At 30.6% G+C, this 18,155-nt stretch carries 13 protein-coding genes; 7 read left to right on the top strand and 6 right to left on the bottom strand.

Going from position 1 to position 18,155, the window contains the following annotated elements:
• Window positions 1-447: 447 nt before the first annotated feature.
• The 6 genes from rpmA to holA form a co-directional block, all read right to left on the bottom strand.
• Entirely contained in the window at window positions 448-720 is a 273-nt protein-coding gene (gene rpmA, locus EXC42_RS01285) for a 50S ribosomal protein L27 (RefSeq protein WP_012498167.1), read from the bottom strand.
• Window positions 720-1,025 (bottom strand): 50S ribosomal protein L21, encoded by a 306-nt coding sequence (gene rplU / locus EXC42_RS01280; protein ID WP_012498166.1) that lies wholly within the window; start codon window positions 1,023-1,025, stop codon window positions 720-722. The genes rpmA and rplU overlap by 1 nt, the downstream gene beginning before the upstream one ends.
• Window positions 1,026-1,241: 216 nt before the next feature.
• Complete coding sequence (locus EXC42_RS05990) at window positions 1,242-5,903, bottom strand: lipoprotein 17-related variable surface protein (RefSeq protein WP_012498165.1); 4,662 nt, start codon at window positions 5,901-5,903, stop codon at window positions 1,242-1,244.
• Between the two features lie 65 nt (window positions 5,904-5,968).
• The gene (locus EXC42_RS01270) at window positions 5,969-6,895 is read right to left on the bottom strand and encodes a hypothetical protein (protein ID WP_012498164.1); all 927 of its coding nucleotides are present in this window, start codon (window positions 6,893-6,895) and stop codon (window positions 5,969-5,971) included.
• Between the two features lie 308 nt (window positions 6,896-7,203).
• The gene (locus tag EXC42_RS05985) at window positions 7,204-8,787 is read right to left on the bottom strand and encodes an alpha-amylase family glycosyl hydrolase (RefSeq protein ID WP_012498163.1); all 1,584 of its coding nucleotides are present in this window, start codon (window positions 8,785-8,787) and stop codon (window positions 7,204-7,206) included.
• Window positions 8,788-8,805: 18 nt separating this feature from the next.
• On the bottom strand, window positions 8,806-9,774 hold the full coding sequence (gene holA / locus EXC42_RS01260) for a DNA polymerase III subunit delta (protein ID WP_012498162.1): 969 nt from the start codon (window positions 9,772-9,774) through the stop codon (window positions 8,806-8,808).
• Window positions 9,775-10,196: 422 nt separating this feature from the next.
• Here holA and EXC42_RS01255 point away from each other — a divergent pair, with 422 nt between their 5' ends.
• From EXC42_RS01255 to EXC42_RS01225, 7 genes are all read left to right on the top strand, one after another.
• Window positions 10,197-10,661, top strand: a complete 465-nt coding sequence (locus tag EXC42_RS01255) for a hypothetical protein (RefSeq protein ID WP_012498161.1) — start codon at window positions 10,197-10,199, stop codon at window positions 10,659-10,661.
• Window positions 10,662-10,929: 268 nt separating this feature from the next.
• Entirely contained in the window at window positions 10,930-11,346 is a 417-nt protein-coding gene (gene rpsL / locus EXC42_RS01250; protein ID WP_012498160.1) for a 30S ribosomal protein S12, read from the top strand.
• 21 nt (window positions 11,347-11,367) lie between these two features.
• Window positions 11,368-11,838 carry a 30S ribosomal protein S7 gene (gene rpsG / locus EXC42_RS01245; protein WP_012498159.1) on the top strand — a complete coding sequence of 157 codons (471 nt, stop codon included), beginning with the start codon at window positions 11,368-11,370 and terminating at the stop codon, window positions 11,836-11,838.
• A gap of 17 nt (window positions 11,839-11,855) precedes the next feature.
• A complete protein-coding gene (fusA, locus tag EXC42_RS01240; RefSeq protein WP_012498158.1) occupies window positions 11,856-13,949 on the top strand; it encodes an elongation factor G in 2,094 nt (697 codons plus the stop codon).
• A gap of 266 nt (window positions 13,950-14,215) precedes the next feature.
• Complete coding sequence (locus EXC42_RS05980) at window positions 14,216-15,280, top strand: helix-turn-helix transcriptional regulator (RefSeq protein WP_232032086.1); 1,065 nt, start codon at window positions 14,216-14,218, stop codon at window positions 15,278-15,280.
• A gap of 6 nt (window positions 15,281-15,286) precedes the next feature.
• On the top strand, window positions 15,287-16,126 hold the full coding sequence (locus EXC42_RS05975; protein ID WP_012498156.1) for an MAGa7180 family putative nuclease: 840 nt from the start codon (window positions 15,287-15,289) through the stop codon (window positions 16,124-16,126).
• Complete coding sequence (locus EXC42_RS01225) at window positions 16,113-18,125, top strand: UU173 family protein (RefSeq protein WP_012498155.1); 2,013 nt, start codon at window positions 16,113-16,115, stop codon at window positions 18,123-18,125. Before EXC42_RS05975 ends, EXC42_RS01225 begins: the two co-directional genes overlap by 14 nt.
• Window positions 18,126-18,155: the final 30 nt, after the last annotated feature.

The following is an 18,155-nucleotide window of genomic DNA, read 5'->3' as shown; positions in this document are numbered from 1 at the left end:
AATGCTGTTTTATCACATTGAGAAGAAGAAATGAATTTAATGGATTATTAATCAATTTAATATGTTATGTTTATTAAAAAGAAAAATCAAAGGATAAAACTCATTAGAACTCTTCGCGAAAATATCTGTCTAAGATTATTGCTTGTTAGAAGCGATATTTTCATAATTTACTACTTTTTCATAGCACATTCATTCTATTACTATTTCCTAGCTTGGTCGTTAAAAAAATTGCTTTTTGCTTTGAAAGTAATTGCACTTTTTTGAAGAGAATAAATTAGTCAATAAATCTGTGCAAAATTACTAAAAAAGTATCATAATAATATGTTATCGTGTTTGGAAATTTTGCTTTTACAAAGCCTTTATTAGAAATGCGTTTCGTAAAATTTTTAGCCCAAAATAAAAATACCGATTTTGTCATTCGGTATTTTTTAGTAAATTGGGTGTTGTTTATTTTTTGGCTTTTAGATCTTCGACTGCATATACAGATGCAAATTTACGATTGATACGATCTTCAAACTTAACAATTCCACTAATTAGGGCAAATAAGGTGTCGTCTTTACCACGGCCAACATTGTTTCCTGGGAAGATTTTTGTGCCTCTTTGACGGTAAATGATACTTCCGGCGTTTACAAATTGACCATCAGTGGCTTTAACGCCTAGTCTTCTACCGGCTGAGTCACGGCTATTTCGGGTTGTTCCCCCGGCTTTCGTATGTGCCATTATTTAGCTTCCTTTATTTCTAAGATTTTTACTCTTGTATATGGTTGACGGTGTCCTAATTTACGTTTGTGGGTGCTTTTTGCATTGTGACGATAAACAACGATTTTTTTAGCTTTTCCTTGTTTTTCAATAGCAGCTAAAACGGCGGCATTTTCTAGATATGGAGTACCAATTTTGTCATTGATTGCTAAGACTTTATCAAATGATACTTTGTCGCCTTCTTTGCCTTCTATTTTTTCAATAAAAATAGTGTCGCCGGCTTTAACAATAATTTGTTTTCCGCCAGTTTCAATAATAGCAAACATTTTTTCTCCTTATATTTTGTCACATCCTGAAGGTACTAATTAACTTAGTTTGCAAACCTTTTTAGTATGGTTACTTTATAAGTAACGTAATGAATTATAAAACAAAAGCATTAAAATAATTTTAATTATTACAATAGTTTATTTTTGTTTACTAGTTGATTGTTTTTTGAAGCGAAAATTAAAAACTAAGCTCATTTTTGAAACTTAGTTTTTCTATTAATCATTTTTATTTTTGGCTTCTTCAATTTCATTAAAAGATCCGACAATTTCTTTGAACGCATTATATATAGGTTGATTTAACTTGCCAAAAATGTTCAAAATTGGGAAAATTGCATCTTTTAACTTTTGAAAGATAAGATCATGTTCTTGTTGCGTTAGCTTATTATCATCAACGAGTTTTTTCATTTGCGAAGTTAAATCTCGATATGATGATTTAGCATCATGCTTAGGCTCAATGAATTTATCGGTTGAGAAGAAATCTCTTCAAGCTGAGCCTAAGATAAAAGGAGGTCTTCCAGCACCACCACTATAATCTTTTTGCTTATCTGCAGCTTCTTTGCTAGTTAAAACATTTCAATCAAACGTGTAGTAAAATTCGATGACATAATTTATCAAGTTTTTAACAGTTTCTTTAATGATGTTAGATTTTTGGGGATCATTAATGATTGATCTTAATTGTGGGAATTCTACCAGACCATCAATATATTTATCTAGGAAAGATTCTAATAATTTAGCATTATCTTTCATGACTTGAAACATTGCACGTGATCATGGCCCAACGTGTTGGGCGAACAGTACTAGGTTTTTTAATGTATTGATTCCGCGGGGGCCTAAAAATAAATATGGTTTTTGTTTTGGGCCATTAGCAGCAACGGTAAAGAAATTAAGCATATGTGGTGATTGATTTACAAATACTTGATAGAACAAACGATATAACTCTCTTACTTCTTGGCTATTGCCATAACCATCAATGATAACTTCTAATGTTTGATTAAAACTATCTACTAATGCTTGTTCTAGAATACCATTAAATTTTTCGAATTGCTCTTTAGTAACATCAGCCAAGTACTGCTTATTATTGGCTAGTTTTTTTAGTCCCTCGGCAATCATTTGTTCTTTTTGTTTTTGGTGATAGTTTTGCTTTAGCGTTGGCAGTTCGCTTTCAATTGTTTGTTTTGTTTCTTGATCGTGTTTTTTTACACTAAAGCCTTTTTCTTCGAATGAATAAATTTCTAATGAAAAAATATCTTCGAAACCAGGACGTTTTGATCCTAGTCTTACTTTGCCAACAAATTTATTTTGCTTTTCCTTTGAATTTACTGCTTTAATTTTGTCAACATGAACAAAGTCAACATAAGTGTCATCAGGGTTGTTAAAGTCGAAATCAGTTTGTGATACTTCTTCTAATGGTTGGTGTTTAATTGAAGTCCCTGTGTATTTGGCCTTTAAAGTTTTTATTAAGTTATTTAATCTTGCGATTTCTTTAGGGACTTCTATATCGTTATGGTTTTTAATTTTTTCTTTAGTGCCTAGTCCAAAGATGGTTCTAGATACCGTAATTTTGTATTCACGATATTCAATGCTAAGTTTGGCAGTAACCGTGCCATTATTATCATCAGGATCGCTAAACGATACTGATTTGGTAATGCTTTCTCACAACCCTAGAAAATCTTCTAATTCTTTGAATTTTAAAATTTTAGAGTAAGTATTTTTATCTAACTTATGAGGATCAAATACTTCAGCCGTAGCTTTATTTTTAATTTCTAAATTAATTAATTCTTTGTATTTGTCAAAAGCATTAGCTAGTAGTAGGTCAGTAAAGTTAATTTTATCTTTAACAAATGTTTTACTTTTTACATTTGGATCTTTTGTGCTTTGTAAATACACTTCATATTTAACATAAATGGTTTTTGTAACCGCGTCATATTCAACAGATACATTTTTAGTTTTTATTTGAACATCTTGTAGTTGCTTTTTGTTAATTCAAGCAGCTAAATTTTCAGGGTGACTTAAATAGTCTTTTAGCGTATTAATACTATATACTTCACTCGAAATCTTGCTTCTATCAAATTCAAAATCGAAATTATTAGCAAGTGAATTAATTCGATATTGCTCATCTGAAAGTGCCATCAAGACAATTGTTTTTGATTTGGTTTTGATGTCGCTATGTACTTTGGATTTTAAGTGATATGTAACTTCTAGTTGGCCGGTTTGAGGATTAGGTTTTATACTTTCATATACTACTTCGGTATTGATAATTTTATTGCCATATAAGGCATCATTCAATTTAAGATCACTAGCCGAAATTGAAGAGGCCGCTTTTGTTTTAATACTATCTTCTTTAAAAGTTATTAAATCTTGATATTGAATAAGTTCGTTTAATCTCGCTAGTTCATCAAATTTTGCTTTCGTTAAAAAACCTTTAATAATGTGGGTAAACTCTTCGTCTGATTCGATTGTTTCGCCAATTTTACTATCGTATTTTCTAACTTTGAAACGAATTTTTAGTTTGCTACCATTTTCAATTGCTTCAAAAATTACATTCCCTAGAGTTAGAGTGGCATTATTTAAGTTGATATCAAGATTTTCTTTTTTAACAAGCCCAGCATGATTGTTATCTTTATCAAAATTGTTTAAACTAATAGAAGGTGAGAGTGTTTTTAATAAGCCATTTAACGACGATTTTTGGTTTTGAATATAACGACTTTTTGTTAAAAACCCGCTAATAGTAATTTCTTTTTCAAAACTGCTTTCTAAGTTGTTAAATTGAGTCTTGCGACTTAATAATTTAAGTTTTAATTTAATAGTTCCAGCTTCAATATTAGTTTCAACAATTTTAGTAATAATCGCTTGATAGTCCGCTCCGATATCGGTTTTAAAACTATCTTTGGTCACTTCACTGGCTAGTAGATTTTCCTTATTTAAATTATTTACTAAGCTCAAAATATCCAAATTGTTCAATAAACTATCTAAACGCTCAATTTCTTGGCGTTTTTCAAATTCTGCTTTTGTGATAAAACCACCAATAGTGATTTCTCTAGTATTTGATGATTCAAGATCTTCGTTTAGCTCATCATTATGCGTTACAAGTTTTACTTTTAAAGTAATAGTGCCATTTTCATCATCCGCCCTTGCATTAAGAATTTTTACACGTTCAGAGCCATTTTTAAGAGCAACCTTGTAATTTGCTAGATCGAGTGCTTGGCTAGGTAAAGTTTCGGCTTTTTTGGCATCAAGTCCGTTTAGTAATTGGGTTTCAAATTGAGCGGATGATAATTTGTTATTCAATTCTTCAATTGTCTGTTTACGCAATGTTTTGATGCGTAAACTAGCAGTGGTTTCAAAGCCGCTTAAGGTAATTTTTTTAGTGCTTTCACTCATTAAACCCTTAAAGTTAGGTTTTAAAGATCTAATTCTAATCGTAAGTTCTAAAATTCCCTTTTCATCGTCAATTTTATCGCTAGATAGCACTTCAATTTCATAATCGTCATATTGAAGTTTAAAATGTTCTTTTGCGTTTATTTGACTAGGGAGCAATTCACTGAATTTGACATCACTATTTTTTGGTTCTAGGCCATTTATGTTATTAAGGATGGTTTCAAGCCGCGCCTTTTCTAATCTTGCATGATGCTCAGCAAGCGTTAGATAACCGTTAATTGCAACTTGTTTAGTTTTGGTACTTTCAACTTCTTCATTCAATGATGCAATTCGTGATGTTAATGCTACTGTTGCTGTAACTTTTCCAGTTTCTTCATCATAGCTAATTTGCAAAATTTTTACTGAAACATCGCTATATCCTAAAAGTTTAGCTTCTAAATTACCTTTTGTAATAGAACTTGCTAAACGGTCTTTTTTAGTTGTAGGATTTTTGTCATCAATAGCAACTTCTTGAGTGCTTAGTAGTCCGTTTAAACGGTTTTTTTCGGCTTCACGAAGATTTTGTTTATGTTCTTCAGTTGTTAAAAATCCTTCTAGAGTAATAGTTTTTTCTTCGGTTTTTAAATGTTCCAATCCTTTTTTAGTGCTTTTTAGATAAAAAGAAACTTGTACAGTGCCCAAAGCATCGTTTTGGGCTTTAATTGCAGTAATTACAATTTCGGCATCTTCTTTTTTGTTTTTAAAATCATCGGCAGTTAATTTTGAAGGAAACAATGATTTCTTGGCGCTTGTCACTTCTAGAGTGTTAGTTTCATTAAACAGTTCGTTCAGTCTTGCTACTTCAAGACGAGTTTTTCGTTTTAAATTTGTATCAAAACCATCAAAAACTTTTTGTGTAGTAATTGATTTGGAATTTAATTTTTTATTAATAAGATGGTATTTAATAGTGATAGTACCGGCTTCATCATCAACTAAGATTTCTTTTTTAAGTTCGTAATCATCGGGAATATTTTTAAAAATGAAATTAGATTCATTTTGCGCATATTCAGATGGTAGATAATTTTGTTGGTTTGATTTATTATTTTTAACTTCAACTTTTTTTAAATAATCCGTAGCTAAATCATTATAAGTTTTAAAACCAGTGATTTGATATTCTCTAAGTTGTGATTTTATTCATTCACCATTCGTAGCCTTTTTCTCTAAAAAATAAGAAACTACTAAAGTACCATTGTGGTTATTTGGGGTGATTTTAGCAATTCGAAAGTAAATGCCATTTTCATTTTTAGGATATTCTAAAAAATCGGGTTTAAAATCACTTGGCAAAACTTTACTTTTGTCAAAGCCTTTAGTAACACCAATGTAATTAGTAGTTCCGGTTTTGCCTAAAGCGCTTTTTAGAATCTCTTCAATACTAGAGCATGATAATGCAAGAGCTCCGGTCGCAGTGGCTGTGGTTATTGTTAATAAACTAATTAGCTTTTTGTTTCATTTCTTCTTCATTATTTCTCTTACAAATAAAAAATATGATTAAGGGTAGCGCTCCTTTATCATATTTTTGTGGCTAATTATTTTAGGTTTTCAATAACTGGAGCTAATTCTTTTAGTTTTTCAGTTAACAAGCCAACCGAACTAGATAGCGCTTTATTCAAAGCGGTGTAGTATGGTCTAATAGCTTCTTTAATTTTTGCTTTTTCATCAGCTTTAAGGTTTTTGATTGAATCTAGGATTTTAACAGCTTCGGTTCTAGCTTTACTTACTAGTCCCATTAGTTTTTCTAGGGTTTTGTTGTAGCCTTCTTTTTCTAATGCACTAAAGTCAAATTCTTTTAACTCTTTTGCTAGTTTTGTAAAGGCATTTTCCTTTGCATCGGTAAAGTATTTATCAACAGCATCAATAACTTCGTTTAATGCTGGGATGTCTTTAGTTTGACTATTTTCTTTTAAAGCGTGTTCAAAGATTTTTTTAGCATATTTACCAACTTCCTTTCCTACTTCTTCAACTAATTTAGCTAAACCAACTTTTTCATCACGAACAATTTCGGTTAACTTATCTTTATTTAACTTATCCTTAATTGATTCTAAACCATTAGCTTTTTTGCCACCATTGTAATCTTTTTCAATTTCCTTCATAATGTCGGTGATGATTTTGTTTAGAGCTTGCACGCCTTTATTGTATTGTTCAACAATATTGCTTTGATCAAAGCGATCCATTCATTTGAAGGTTTCAAGCACTTCGTTAATGATTTTGGTACTATCTTCTTGCATTTTCTTTGAATATGCAGCGACTGCTTGGGTATATTTTGATTTGACATCAGCATTAGCAATTGATGAACCTTGTTTTTCGTAAATTGCTTGGGTCGACTTGTTCATTGATTGTGTTGATTTTTCAGCACTTTCACGGGTAGCGAATCCAATTCCGACACCAATTCCTATAGCAGCTGGAAACACGAGTACACCAGCTGTTGCTAAAAATATTTTTAGCCCCTTGGCCATAATTTTCCTCTCTTTTTTAAGTAAAAATATTTTAATTCATTGCTATTGTATGCCGATTTTGCAAAAAAAAAAAAAAAAAGGAACCCACGAACAAAAAAAGCAAAATTTTTTTGATTTTGAGAAATTTTTTAGATCATTTAACTATTGTTTATGCAAATTTTAGTTAAGTTTTTACTATAAAAAATAAGTAACTTTATTAGCGGTAATCTTAGACGTTTAGTTGGATAAATTCAATTTTAGATTATCTTAAAAAAGCTACTATTTTGTTTGTTGAAACACGCATTCGTTTTATTGAATTAAAAATTTTTTTATACATCTACTACAACGGTTTCGGTTAAATCTTCTTTTGAAAATTCCGAAGCGGATTTTGTTGTTTTAACAAGAATTAAGCTTTCAAAGGGATCTAGCTTATTGGGTATAGAAGCATAAAATTTATTGAAATAAGTGCTTCCTAAAATTCTTCAGTCCTTTAAAAGATTCATTTTTCTTGCTTTGTTAGTCATATTAAGAATAAAAAGGATTTTGTTATGCTTATAAGTTCGTTTGATTTTCAGAATTTTGGCACAACTTAACGACACTTTAGCAGTACCTTTTTCTAGGATGCTATTAAATTCGCTTTTTTTCCATAATGATATTAAAAAATCAACAAAATTAAGTGGTGATGTTGGGTCTTGGGCTTGATTTGTAACATTGTTTTTTTCAAAATTTTTGGCTACCAAATTATGAGGACTGTGGTGATCGGAAAAGCCACTATTTCTACGATCGTTTCAACTCATTAAATTGTTAGCACTAATTTTATCAAGGCTTTTTCTTATTTCAAAATACGTTTCTTTGCTAACGTTAATGCTTTCGTAAAAACGTTTATCTTCATTGTAATTCTTGTCAAAAAAATCACTTGGTTTTTTAATGTTAGCTTGTAACATGCCTAATTCATCGCCGTAGTAAATGGCTGCTGAGTTTTTAGCGGCAAACATGACTAATAAAAAGCTTTTGGCGCTTTCAGAAAAATAAGCTTTTTCATCACCCCAGCGTGAATTAATTCTGCCAACTAAATTAGATCCTAATGACATAATAAAGCGTGCGTCATTACTAAAAGGACGATATTGTTTTAAAAAATGTTTAAGGTTTAAAGGTCTTTTTCTAATAAAAGGTAAAGTGGGATCAATATCTAGTAGTGACAGATGATTTAGGTATAAATAATCAAAACATGGTTCTTTTAATTTTGCCATTTTCAAATATGTGACTTTTGTAAAATGATGAGATTTTAAAATAACAATATTTTTTGCGCTCAATCTTTTAATCATTTTATAAAGATCTTGTAAAAATCGAAAGTTGCTTTTTTTGTTTTTAAAGTTTTGTTTAGCAATTAAAAAATCAAAATTTTCTAAAGTAAAAACTTTAATGCCACATTGAAAGTAGAAGTTAATGATTTTTTCAAAATAAATAACTATGTTGGCAAGTTCAACAATACTGTTGTTAGGATTTAAGTAGTTATTATTACTATAACGGTCAAGATCAGAAGCAAAGGGAGAGGTTTCTTTTTTTTCGATGTCATATAGATACATCATGTTATTTCAATTTAAATAAGTTTGCTTTAATTTTTTAAAATCGATTGTTGGACTAATGAAAATTCCTTTTTTAAAATAATTCTTTGTCATAGTGATAAATTCACTTAACGAGCCATGGCGTTGTTTAACTTCTTCTAAATTAGTAGCATTTTCATATTGCGATAAAATGTCATCAATCACAATTGTATTAACTTTTAAAAAATCAAAATAATAATTCCGCGATCAAAGGCCTAATGAGTCGCCGCGACCACTTATATTGCCATCTTTAAACGACTCTAATTTAAGCTCATATAGAATCATTTTTTTAGCTTCATTTTTTTTCATTTTGACTCCCGCTTTTTATTACATATTGATTAAGTTAAGCAAAAAGATTTTTAGTCCTAACCCGCCATCAATCCTATCATTTTTAATATCTTCATCTAGTTTGCTAAGTTCATTTAAACTTCTTTTAACTTGTGAATATTCTAATTTAATTAAAAGTGAATTTAATAATTTGATCCGATAGATATGAAGGTTTAAGGATTTAGCAATATTATCTAACGATTGAGCTTGTTTTTTAAGGAAATAAATTCTTTGACAATCACTAAGAATCTGAGCTATTTGGGCAAGGATTTGGCTAGGATGAATCCCATAGTTTAACTGTTCTTGGAGTTTTTTGATGATCTCAGAAAACGAGTTAAATTTAATAAAAGCATCCGAAAAAGCATAACTAATATTGCTAGAGATACTTAAGTTACTATTAGCAATCATTCCTGGAGTTATTTCTTTTTTTTCTAACATCAACCGCGTAATTTCATTTTCAATTAAGTTTAGATTATTGGGTAATGATGAAACAAGTTCCACTAAGGTAAAATCATCAATTGTGCCGCCTCTTGATTTAATTAATTTTTGAACAAAAGCATAGATTTGACGGTCACTTAATTTTTCAACTTCAATCAATTTAGCATTCTTTTCAATAAATTTATAAAGCTCCGAAGGTTTAAATGTTTTGGCATACTTTTCTTGAAAATTAGTGAAAACAATAGTGCTATCGCTAACGGCCGTAGAAATTAAATATAAAAATTCATCAACAAGATTTTTATCTACTTTAGCATTTTTTTCATTAAATCACAGTAAATCTTTAAAAATTAGCAATTTATTAGTTGAGAAAATATCGGTATTTGAAATTAAATCGACTACTTCTTCAAAATTAAATTGTTGTGAAAACAAGTAAACTTTAAAATTTTCACCATATTGGCTTTGAAGAGCGTTGCTAATTTTAGCGACTTCTTCGTCAATAAAATAGTTTTCATTTCCTCTAATAAAATACATACCTCAATTATATAAAAACGTCTTTTAAAATCACTAATAAATACCCATTTCTCTCATCGATATCAACATGGAGTTTGTGATTCATAATCTTTTTAAATGTTGTAAAAATCATTTAGGTATGTAGTTTATCATATGGTCTTCGTAAATTACAAAATAAATTCCAAACCAACAATCCGATTAATAAGTCAAAATAAACAATAAAAGAATTAATCAAATTGCATAAAAATTCCTTTAGTCGTCACATTTTTACTGCACATTAAACTAACATTTTGCTCAATTGGTTGTTTTTTTTTTTTTTGTAAAATTGCAATGTTACTTTTTTTATATTCAAAAAATTCAAAAAGTAGCCATTTATAAATATTTATTTTTAAACTAAACAAAAATCAAAAACTAATTAATTAGAAAAGGAATTCACTTAAATAATGAAAAAATCTAAAAAAGCACTTAGCTTACTATTAACAAGTATTGGAACTGTTTCTTTATTTGCGACTTCAGTCGTAGCCGCTTCTTGCGACGATACTAAGAAAAAACCAGAAGAACCCAAGAAAGATGAACCTAAAAAAGAAGATCCTAAAACTCCTGAACAACCAAAACAAGACGAAAATAAACAAAAACAACTAAAAGATGAAGCTCAAACTGCTGAAAAAAAACAAGAAGAAATTAGTAAAAATGTAAAATTAGCTATTTCAGCTTCGGGAATTGATAAAGCTAAGCTTTCACAAGCCTTGTCAGAAATTGAAGAACAAATTACTACAGTTAAAAAACTTGAAGAAAGCATGAAAAATGCAAAATTAAGCGAAGAAGAGATTAAAAAAGTTTCTGATTTATTAAAAAAATTCGAAGAACTTAAAGAACAAGTTAAAGGTAATCTTGAATTCGAAGATTAACAAAATATAAATTTAAAAGCATGGTTTTAAAACTATGCTTTTATTTTGTTGTCATATTTGATAACACTTGATGAGTCTGAATTAACAAAAGTTAAAAGTCAAAAGTCAAATTAAAACATTAAATTCTATTCACGAAAATAAAAAATTGCTTTTTTAATTTAACACTGGTCCCGTTGTTGTATAATATCAAACGTATTTTTGTAAAATAGCATAAATACCAAACATAAAAATTATCCAAACTAAAAATTAAAATGAAAGGAAAATAAAGATGCCTACAATTAGTCAATTGATTAATCATGGTCGTAGTGCTAAAACTTCAAAATCAAAAGCCCCTGCTTTAGGTATGATGTTTAACTCTTTACAAAAAAAAGAAAATAAAATTCCTAGTCCATTTAAACGTGGTGTTTGTACTCGGGTAGCAACGATGACCCCTAAAAAACCTAATTCAGCTATTCGTAAATATGCTCGGGTAAGACTATCTAATGGTCAAGAAGTGACTGCATATATTCCTGGTGAAGGACACAACTTACAAGAACACTCAGTAGTATTGATTCGCGGCGGTAAAGTTAAAGACCTACCCGGAGTTAGATACACTATCGTACGTGGTACTCAAGATGCCGCTGGTGTTGACAAACGTAAACAAGGTCGTTCAATTTACGGAACTAAAAAACCAAAAGAAAATTAATTTAGAAAGCGAGATTAAATCATGGCAAGAAAAAGAAAAACTCCTACAAGAGATGTGTTAGCTGATCCAGTTTTTAACTCAAAAATTATTACTAAATTAATTAACACAATCATGCTTGATGGTAAAAAATCAGTTGCAGAAAGCATTTTATACAATGCCTTTGCAATTATCAAGAATAAAACTAATAAAGAACCAATTGAAGTGTTTACTGTTGCAATTGAAAATATTAGCCCACAATTAGAAGTTCGTTCAAGAAGAGTTGGTGGATCAAACTACCAAGTTCCTTGTGAAGTTAGTGCAAAAAGAAAACAAACTCTAGCACTAAGATGATTAATTCAATATGCTAGATTGCGTAATGAAAAAACAATGGAAGAAAAACTAGCGGGCGAAATCATTGATGCATCAAACAAAATGGGTGGTGCTATTAAAAAACGTGAAGATACCTATAAAATGGCAGAATCTAACAAAGCGTTTGCACACTTTAGATGATAGGAAATTAGGATTTTATTATGGCACGTGAATATAAATTAGAAGATTACCGTAATATTGGAATTATGGCCCACATCGACGCTGGTAAAACCACCACTACTGAGCGGGTACTATTCCATACCGGAAAAATCCACAAAATTGGTGAAACCCACGAGGGTGAAAGCCAAATGGACTGAATGGTTCAAGAACAAGAAAGAGGAATCACCATTACCTCAGCGGCTACTACTGCATATTGAGGTGGTAAACGTCTAAACATTATTGACACCCCAGGCCACGTCGACTTTACTGTTGAAGTTGAACGTTCATTAAGAGTACTTGACGGTGCTGTAGCAGTTTTAGATGCTCAAAGCGGTGTTGAACCACAAACTGAAACTGTTTGACGTCAAGCAACTAACTACAACGTTCCTCGAATTGTTTATGTTAACAAAATGGATAAAGCTGGAGCTAATTTTAAAGCTTCAACAGAATCACTTAGAAAACTTTTAGGTGCAAACGCTCATCCAATTCAACTAAACATTGGTGAAGAAGCTCAATTTACTGGAATTATTGATTTAGTTGAAATGAAAGCTTATGAATTTGATGGCAAGCCTGAAGAAAACATGAAAGAAATTCCGATTCCAGCCCATCTACTAGATGAAGCTACTCTAATGCGTTCATCGTTAATTGAATCTGTTGCTGACTTTGATGAAGAAATTATGGAAGCTTTATTAGAAGAAAAAGAAGTTTCAATTGAAAAAATCAAAGCAGCTATTAGAAAAGCAACTCTTTCAGCGACTTATTTCCCTGTTGTTTGTGGCACAAGCTTCAAAAACAAAGGTGTTAAGTTAATGCTTAATGCGATTGTTGACTATCTACCATCACCACTAGACATTCCCCCAATGAAAGCATACAAAGGCGAAGGTGAAATTTCCATTCCTGCTTCTGATGATGAATTTTTCTCATCACTAGCATTTAAGGTTATGAACGACCCTTATGTTGGTAACCTGACTTTCTTTAGAGTTTACTCAGGTATTCTAAACAAAGGAACTTACTTATATAACTCAACTAAAGGTGAAAAAGAAAGAATTGGTCGAATTTTATTAATGCATGCTAATAGTAGAACTGACATTGATGAAGTTCGTACTGGTGATATCGGCGCTGCCGTTGGACTTAAATTCACTACTACTGGGGACACTCTAATTGATGAAAAACATAAAGATATTGTTTTAGAAAACATGAACTTCCCAGAACCAGTTATTTCGCAAGCATTAGAACCTGCTTCAAAAGATGCTTCAGAAAAACTTTCACTAGCACTTCAAAGATTAGCCGCTGAAGACCCTACTTTCAAATACTACACCGACGAAGAAACTGGCCAAACCATTATTGCTGGAATGGGTGAACTTCATCTTGACATCATAGTTGACCGGCTAAAACGTGAATTTAAAGTAGCGGCCAATGTTGGTGCACCTCAAGTTTCATACCGTGAAACCATTACAAAAAGTGCCGAAGTTGAAGGGATTCACAAGAAACAATCAGGTGGTAAAGGTCAATATGGACATGTTTGAATCAAATATGAACCAAACCCTGATAAAGGCTTTGAATTTGTTGACAAAATTGTTGGTGGGAAAATTCCTAAAGAATACATTAAGTCAATTGAAAAAGGACTTAAAGAAAAAATGGAAATTGGAATTTTGGCAGGGTATCCTTTAATTGATGTTAAAGCTACTTTATTCGATGGATCATACCATGAAGTCGATAGCTCTGAATTAGCATATAAAATTGCCGCTTCTAAGTCTTTAACCAAAGGTCGGGAAATGCTAGGAACGGTTCTACTTGAACCAATTATGGACGTTGCTGTTGTTATACCAGAAGATTTCTTTGGTGATGTTATGGGAGATATTTCTAGAAGACGTGGTCAAGTAAGAGATAACGAAACTAGAAATGATGGTGCTCATGTTATTAAAGCATATATTCCATTAAGTGAAATGTTTGGTTATGCTACTGAACTTCGTTCAATGACTACTGGTCGTGGAACTTATCAAATGTGATTCGATCACTACGAAAAACTACCTCGTAATTTAGCTGATGAAATCATCAAAAAACGTGGTGGCAAAGTAAAAATCGATGAAGATTAATCATAAAAATAATTTTTTACTAGTATGTGAGTTAGCTTACATACTAGTTTTTTTATCCTTAAAATAGTAAAAATTATGTCTTTAAATAAGGCAAAATTTTTATCCTTTAAAAAAATTAAATTATAAATTTTGTCAAAAAAGTAAGGCGAGGAGGCACAAAATTAAGGCGGATTTTAGGAGAATTTTTAGTATAATTTTAAAAATAAGTTTTTATTATGTGAGGAGAAGAATAATTTAAAATGCCAAGTAGTAGCAAATTTTTTGATATGAGCAAGATAGAAGTTCATAGCAAAATGTTTTCAGACGAATTAAAGTATTATTTAAAAAAATATAGGATGACACAAAAAGAGCTTTCATTAAGACTTAACTTAAGTGTCAAGCACATCAATTCAATTTTAAACAATGATGTTCTAGATATTAGCGTAAATGTTTTAGAGGGACTAGAATACGTTTTTCATTTAGAACCAGGCCTTTTGACCGCTATTTATCATGTTTATACAAACATTCGTGCATCAAAACGAAAAAGTAGCCAAGGCGAAACTGTTGAAGAACAACTAAAAGCCTTTGGAATCAATTTTTTAATTGAACACCCAGAGTTATCGCTACCTTTCGGTGTTAGTGTTACTGATGAAATGCCACTTCATATTAAGTTAATGATGCTTAAAAAATTCTATGGAGTTATGAATCTAGAAACTTATCGTACTTATTTAAAAGAGAGAGTTTTGGCTGATAAAAACAAATACTACAATAAGCCAAATTCATATATTTGAATTAGATTCTGTGAGCTTTCGGTTGATTCTGAATATAACAATGTTGGAGTGTTTCGAAGAACGACTTTTACTTCAATTATTAGAAAAATCTTAAATCTAATGTCAGCTCCAAATGTTAGATTTAATGACAAAATTGATGAAATCAAGTCATATTTAGAAACCAAAGGAATAATTTTAGTAGCAAAGCCATTCATTGAAAATAGTGGAATATGTGGCATCACTTTGAAAAAAGGTGGAAGACGCTATATTTTTCTATCAGATATGCGTCACTCTGAAAGCCACATCTTCTTTTCACTATTACATGAAATTGTTCATTGTTATTTCCCTAGTTACAACGAGGATCAAATTGATGAAAAGGTAATTAAAGAATACCGTGCTTGAGAAAAAAGTGTAAACACTAATTACAAAGCAATTTATGATGCAATTGTTGCCATTGAACAATGTAAAATTTTCCAAAAGCAAAGCCCAAATGCTGACACAAGTGCCATTTGAGATTATGTTCTAACAAAACACCCTTATGTTAGTTTTCAAGATGAAGACAGAGAAAGTGATATTGAGTAAATAAAAATGTTTGAGGCTCCGAATCGTAAGTACTACAATGATGTAGACTACACTATTAACTTTGAAAACAAAACCATTATTTTAAATGCCGATTTTCATAAAAAATTGCTTGCTAATAAAGTTGGATCTTTTAGTGGCTTTAAAAAAATCACGGGATCAGCAATTGCTGATATTTTAGAAGTCGATAGTTTCAAAAGCCAATTCGCAGCCTTTGCAAGATTATGCGGTTTACAACTACCGGTTTTGGATCGCAAATATGTTGATGCCGGTATAATAATTGAGCCTAAAATTCTAGAAATGGTTGAAAAAGCTTTAAAAGAGCCACTTGAACGTTTCCCTGCTGAAAAGTATAACTACGATTACTTCAAAGACAATCCCTTATTTGGTGGATTGCCCGATGGCTATGCCAAAAATCGAAAAATGATTGTTGAAATCAAAACAACAAACATTAAAAACTATGAAAACTGACTAGCTGGTTTTGTACCATTAGGTTATTTAAAACAAGCGCAGCTTTATTCTTATTTAATGGGCGTTGATATCTTTAGCATTGTTGCGATTTTTTTAGAAGCTGAAGACTATAAAAATCCTGAACTTGTGCCAATTAAAAAACGTCATGTTAAAAACTTTGATTACAAAGTTGATGTTGCGCAAGTGGAAGATGACATAAAATTCTGCGAAGCGTGATTTAAAAAATATACTACTTTAGGAATTAGCCCACAGTGAAAAAATAATATTGATAATGATTTAATTGAATATCTAAAATGCCGAAATATAGGTGAATGAACTACCCTATACAATAAATGGGTAGAAATCGGAAAAGCGGTTGTAAAAAATGAAGATTCCTAAGTATTTTACTTTTATTCATTTTTCTAGGTTGAATAACTATCAGCCTTTTTTTATGCTAAATAATCTTAATGAAAATGTTGATTTATTAAATCTAGAAGAAGCTAGTCAAGAGTCCAAAGATCTTGATTATGACGAAATTAATTTTGAGTTTGAAAATATTGAAAAATTATTAAATGATACATTTTTGAAAAAATACTTAAATAACGAAGAAATTCAAAAAATAGAAGCTAATTCATTGTCCACTAAAATCTCTTACTTAGAAAATAAGATTACCAGTAATGCTAATTTTGTTAATACATTAAAACAAGAAGGCCAATTACAAGATTTTTGAAGTCTCAAAGACGCTTTTAGAAGTGTCGAAGTTTTTGCTACCGGAATTGAATCGGTGTTCGAAAAAGCAACCGAACATGTATGTGATGAATTTGCTAACAAATATCCCCATTATCGCAATAAAATTAAAATCTTATCAAAAAAAGATTCTGCTGAAAGCCTTATAAAAACAACTAAAAATGCCATTGACGAAGGACATAAATTGATTATTAATCCGGTCTTTGAATATCGTAATGCAATCGCTCGTCCCTTTTATTATAATGCCGAAGAAAAGACGCTTGCTTGAGTAGTGCCATCTTCAAAAACAAATAAAAAAAATCTTTTAAGAGCTTATTACGATTTTAAAGTTGTAGAAAAAAATGTTTTTAGAATCGAAAATTGTTTTCTATATAGCCAGCTTTATAAAAAAAGAGAAAACCAACGCAAAGGCATTATTGATTTTTACAAAAGTGAGTATTGTAACATTTCAAAATCTAAACCTTCAATCAAAGACTACACTAGCGAAACAGAAATTAGAAAAAGATTGGCCGGCGAAATAGTAGCCAAAGGAAAAAATGCCATTAAAATAATCAATCACATCTATGGGGAACTTGGATCTATTAGTAGTGAAAAACACTTCTATTCATTCGACAAATTTATTTTAATTATTAATAACTTAAGTAAATACCCCGACTTTTTTAGTCTCAACGTTGCTTGCATGCAAGAAGATTTTGGTCCCACTTTTGATGTAACTTCCATTGTTTATCCCCAAATTATTAGTAGTAGATTTCCTCATCTTACCTACGCTTCTAAAGCATTGGCTTCAGAGTTAATTTTTAACAAACAAAATGCATGAGTCAATAGTTTTTTTACTAAAAATTTAATAAAGATTTATCCTACTTTAAAAAATGCCGCGATTGATATTATTAGGTTTTTTGACGAAAGTAAACAAAACTTTGTTTGATTTGATTTTGAAGGATTCACAATGCCTGAGCCGATTATGAATTACCATTCACCGTGAACTCAACTGGTCAGTCAACTTTCGATTATCAAGACTAAAGATAATAAAATTTACCAAAGTGATGATTTTGTATATGATCCTCAAAAATATTCGTACCAAAGTTTAATTAAAATTGTTAATGATATTTACGATCAAGATGCCGACGGATACGTTGTTTTTAATAAAGGTTATGAAAAAACTAGACTACTTGAGATTAAAGAAATGCTATTTTATTATGCAAAAGATAAAATAATCACTGAAGAACTTTATTTTGATATTAGCCATAAAGTCGATGCGATCATTGACAAAATTATCGATTTGTTATGTTTTTTTGCCGTAAGGAGTTTGAATTCAGTCAAAGAAACCTTTATTTTAATTTCTAAGTTAATGTGCCGTTATTCAATTAAGATGGTTGAAAGATTTATTACTGAAAATAATATTGAATTAGAACATAAAATCATTCCTTACCATGAACTTGAAGTTAAAAACGGCTCTATTGCTTTGGCGATTGCCAATGCTAGAGCTAATAATGCCATTAAAGATAATGAATGAGCGCAGAAAGTAGTCGAATTAAAAAAATACTGTCACAACGATGTTATTGCAATGATTATGGCCGGAGATTTAATTAGAATGCTTTGAGAACATAAAGACGAATATAACAAGGAAGTTGAAACGAATATGTTTATCTAGCCCAGCATCTCAATTGAGATGCTTTCTTAT

It is taken from the genome of Metamycoplasma arthritidis, assembly GCF_900660715.1.
GTDB lineage: Bacteria > Bacillota_I > Bacilli_A > Mycoplasmatales > Metamycoplasmataceae > Metamycoplasma > Metamycoplasma arthritidis.
Note: the sequence above shows the minus strand (reverse complement) of the source record. Positions and strands in the feature narration are given on the sequence as shown.